The sequence below is a fragment of the Candidatus Poribacteria bacterium genome, assembly GCA_016866785.1.
Taxonomy (GTDB): domain Bacteria; phylum Poribacteria; class WGA-4E.
Genome location: VGLH01000203.1, coordinates 1 through 4,473 on the forward strand (window position 1 = coordinate 1; position 4,473 = coordinate 4,473).

The following is a 4,473-nucleotide window of genomic DNA, read 5'->3' on the forward strand; positions in this document are numbered from 1 at the left end:
CCCGCCTCCTTCCATCCGCCTCAACTCAACGGCAGCGACACGACACTCGATGTCTCTGCGGCGCGGTAGACCCCCAGGATGATCTCGACGGCTTTGCGGGCTTCGCGCCCGTCCACGGTCAGCGGTGCGCCGCTATCCAGCACGTCGAGGAACTCCGCGAACTGCTTCCGGTGCGCCTCGAAGCCGATCGCCGCCGGATCGCTCGCGCCGCCGCCCGTCTGCGTGCGTCCGCCGTACTCCCGGCGGATTGTCTCGTCCTCCGGCGAGTCGTCGTCGAACTGCCAGAATGCCAAGTCCTCTTCCTGGAGGATGATGCTGCCCTTCGTGCCGGAAATCTCCAGCTTCTTGAAGAACCCAGGGAAGACCGACGTCGTTCCCTCGATGACGCCGAGCGCTCCGCTGGCGAACCGCAGGCACGCCACCGCTGTATCCTCGACCTCGATCCGCTCGTGGGCGAGCGTGTCCGTGAACGCCGCGACCTTCGAGACGGGTCCCATCATCCATTGGAGCAGGTCGATGGCGTGGATCGACTGGTTCATCAGCGCGCCGCCGCCGTCCAACGCGCGCGTGCCCTTCCATCCGCCCTTGTCGTAGTAGTCCTGCGACCGCCACCACTTGACCGTCGCGTCGGCAAGCGTGAGCCGTCCGAGCCTGCCCGACTCGACCGTGCGTTTGATGAGCCGGCTCACGTCGTGGAAACGCGACGGGAATACGCCCGCAAGCCGGACGCCTGCCTGCTCGCACGCGCGGATCGCCGCATCGCATCGATCCAGCGTGATCTCCAGCGGCTTCTCGACGATGATGTGCTTGCCGGCGCGCGCGGCGGCTTCGATGGGTTCCAGGTGAGCCCCGCTCGGCGTGCAGATCGTCACGAGGCCGATGTCGTCGCGCGATAGGAGTTCGTCGAGGCTGGTCGTCCAAGCGGCTCCGTAGGCTTCGCCGACCCGTCGCGCGTTCGCCTCGGAGCGCGACTGGACGGCTCTCAACTCCGCGTTGGGAATGGCTTGGATCGCCTTGCCGTGGAAGTTTGCGATCATGCCGCAGCCGATGATGCCGAATCCGTGCATCGTGCGTCCTATCTCGCTCATGGGTCGTCCGTCCTGGCGCACACTCTATCACCCTGTTGCGCGAAGTGTCCAGAGCGGTTCGCAGCCGAGAGTCGGTGCATTGACGTGCTGTGGCTCGCATGCTAAGTTCTGCACGGCGCGTCAGGCGCGCGCGTGCCATGTGCCGCCTGATTCCAGCCCACAGCTATTCAGACCAAGCACCTCGCAGGAGAACGACAATGGCTCGCGCAGTCACGCTCTTCACCGGTCAATGGGCGGACCTGACGCTCGACGACATCGCGGCGAAGGCGAAGGCGTTCGGTTACGACGGGATCGAACTCGCGTGCTGGGGCGATCACTTCGAAGTCGGCAAGGCGCTCAGCGACAGCGGATACTGCAAGTCACGATGGGACATCCTCAACAAGCACGGGCTCAAGTGTTTCGCCATCAGCGCCCACCTCGTCGGACAGGCGATCTGCGACAACATCGACGCCCGTCATCAGGCGATCCTGCCGCCGCACGTGTGGGGCGACGGCGACCCCGAAGGCGTGCGTCAGCGCGCCGCCGAGGAGATGAAGAACACGGCGCGCGCCGCCGCGAAGCTCGGGGTGAAGGTCGTCAACGGGTTCACGGGAAGTTCGATCTGGCATCTGCTCTACTCGTTCCCGCCGGTCTCCCCCGACCAGATCGACGCCGGCTACAAGGACTTCGCCGACCGGTGGAACCCCATCCTGGACGTGTTCGACGAGGTCGGCGTGAAGTTCGGGCTGGAGGTGCACCCGACGGAGATCGCGTTCGACATCGCCAGCGCCGAGCGAGCCATCGACGCGCTCGGCGGGCGACCCACGTTCGGGTTCAACTACGATCCGAGCCACCTCGGCTACCAGGGCGTCGACTACGTCCTCTTCATCCGTCGGTTCCGCGACCGCATCTACCACGCCCACATGAAGGACGTGTATTGGTCGCCGACGATGAAGGAGGTCGGTGTCTTCGGCGGGCACATCAACTTCGGCGATTCCCGCCGCTACTGGGACTTCCGGTCTGTCGGACGCGGGAGCGTCAACTTCGAAGAGATCATCCGGGCGCTTAACGAGGTCGGCTACGAGGGCCCGCTTTCGGTCGAATGGGAAGACAGCGGCATGGACCGCGAGCACGGAGCCGCCGAAGCCGCGTCGTTCCTCAAGAAACTCGATTTCAAGCCGTCGGCGATTGCGTTCGACGCGCAGTTCGCCGAGAAGTGAGCGCGCGCCGCACAGAGCTCGATGCAAGCCCCGGTTCGCCGGGGCTTTCGTCTTCGCGCGTCCGGCGTGCGATCTGCGCCGCCGTGCTGTCGGTCTGTGTCTGGCTGCCTGCATCGCAGGCGAGTTCGTCCGCCCTGCCGGATGGCGTGCTGGACCCGACGTGGTCGGACGGCATCGACTACTTGCTGACGCGCGGCTCGGTGAAGGGCATCGACCCAACGACCCAACCTTGGGGCACCGACGCCGTCCGGCGGGCGCTGCTCGAAGCCTCGACGTCAACGCCGTTCGAGCGCGCGCTCGTCGCCGAATCGCTCCGCCGCCTGCCGGAACCTCGGGGCTTCGAGGCTGGCGCGGAGTTGTCGCTGTCGTACGACTCCCAGCGAGCGCCGCAGGCAGCCCTGGAGGCGCGGGTCGGTCTCGGATATCGGATCGAGCGAGGAGCCCGGCTCTACCAGGAATGGGCTGTCGAACCGGCGTCGTCTCAGCCACGACCCGTGCCGGGCGGCTCCACGGCATCGCACCGAACGCGCGCGTGGGACCCCTTCGAGTCCTTGCCCGGCGATGGCTACGTCGCCGACTTTCACCGTGCCACGGTGGCTCTGCCCGTCGGTGGGATCGAGGTGTCGGTCGGACGCGACCCACGCCGCTGGGGACCGGGCTCGTCGAACGCGCTTCTGCTCTCCGATTCATCGCCGCCAATGGACTCGGCGTCCATCCGAGGCACGTTCGGCTCGTTCGGTGGGGAGTTCGTCGCCGGAGCGCTCAACACGATGTGGCATGACGACGGCGCGAACCGCTACCTGGCTCGCCGCTACTTCGCGGCACATCGAGTGCGCTGGATGCCCTCGCCCAGGCTCCAGGTCGGGGTAATGGACGCGGTGCTCTACGGCGGCGATGGTCGGCAGCCGGAATGGTATTACCTGAACCCTCTGTTGCCGTTCTACGCGAGCCAGTTCAATGCCAGCACCGAATCGAACCCGGACTTCCTCGACGACAACGCGATGATCGGCTTCGACGCGCGGTGGGTTCCCCGAAGCGGATGGGCACTGTATGGCGAGGCGCTCATCGACGACTTCAGGTACGACCCCGAGTCCGATGACCCCAACGCGCTCGCCGGTGCCATCGGGTTCCACCATGCCGGTTGGCGGGAGCGCGGAGAGTTCCGGGCGGAATACGCGCGGATCGGACGTTACACCTACACGCACCTCGTCCAAGAGCAGCAGTACACGCACTTCGGTTCCGCCATTGGGCATTCTCTCGGCAACGACGCCGACGAACTGCGACTGTCCGGGTCGTGGTGGCTGTCCGAACGCGCGCGCGTGAGCCTATCGACGAGCCAAACTCGCAAGGGCGAATCGACGGTCGCGGATCGCTTCAGCGGCGAGCCGGACACATCGTTCCTCGCGGGCGTCGCGGAGACGACCCGCGACCTCGCCGTCGAGGCGTGGGCCCGCCGGGGAACCTGGCGTGCGAGGGCTCGCGCCGGGCTTATATGGCTTCGTGACGCCGACCACGAGCCGGGCGCGAGCTCGCGCAAGGTGAGGCTCTCGGCTTCCGCAACCTGTTCGTTCTGATTTCCTTGCCGCTGTCTGCGAGCAATTCCTCCACAGTCAGGGCTGTTTCATGAACGAGTCTCGCCGCATGCTGCGCAGGTCCAACACTACCTGTCATTCCCGCAATCCCCGCCTTCGCGGGGCCAGGAAGCGGGAATCCAGGATTCTGGGCTCTCGCTTTCTCAGGAGCGACGGAGCGGAAACGGTGGCTCCATGGACGGCTGGTGTCCCGTCGGAGCAGTGGACGTTCGTCCGGACCCCGCCGTGCTGGGACCGAGTGGCTTCATGAAACACCCCTGCCCATGCGCAGGAACTGACTCATTTCCTAAGTTGTGACATACGAGAACCGGTTAGAATGTGGGTTAGAATGTGGGTTAGAATGTGGGTCAGAATCACGGTCTCTGGATGGAGTTCTGACCATGCTACAGGATGTTCTCCGCGCGTCCGACCTCGCGCCGTTCGTCCGGGGGATTTTCGCCGAAGATGAGACGCTTGTGTGACGGGTTCTTCACGGCATCCTGCGGGCAGCGTCGCCCCGACTCAGCGACATCAGCCATGCGATGGAGACATCAGCCATGCGATGAACTCATCTCGAAACAAGGGGGTCAGATGTGGTAGACTGCTTCTGGTTGG

Annotated in this window: 3 protein-coding genes; 2 read left to right on the plus strand and 1 reads right to left on the minus strand. The window is 65.4% G+C overall.

The window, feature by feature from the left end; all coding sequences use genetic code 11:
- Positions 1-20: 20 nt before the first annotated feature.
- Positions 21-1,088, minus strand: coding sequence for a Gfo/Idh/MocA family oxidoreductase (locus FJZ36_18130; GenBank protein MBM3216817.1), 1,068 nt, complete (start codon positions 1,086-1,088; stop codon positions 21-23).
- Between the two features lie 197 nt (positions 1,089-1,285).
- Here FJZ36_18130 and FJZ36_18135 point away from each other — a divergent pair, with 197 nt between their 5' ends.
- Together FJZ36_18135 and FJZ36_18140 are read left to right on the plus strand one after the other, a co-directional pair.
- Positions 1,286-2,287, plus strand: a complete 1,002-nt coding sequence (locus tag FJZ36_18135; GenBank protein ID MBM3216818.1) for a sugar phosphate isomerase/epimerase — start codon at positions 1,286-1,288, stop codon at positions 2,285-2,287.
- A complete protein-coding gene (locus FJZ36_18140) occupies positions 2,284-3,861 on the plus strand; it encodes a capsule assembly Wzi family protein (GenBank protein ID MBM3216819.1) in 1,578 nt (525 codons plus the stop codon). The genes FJZ36_18135 and FJZ36_18140 overlap by 4 nt, the downstream gene beginning before the upstream one ends.
- Positions 3,862-4,473 lie beyond the last annotated feature (612 nt).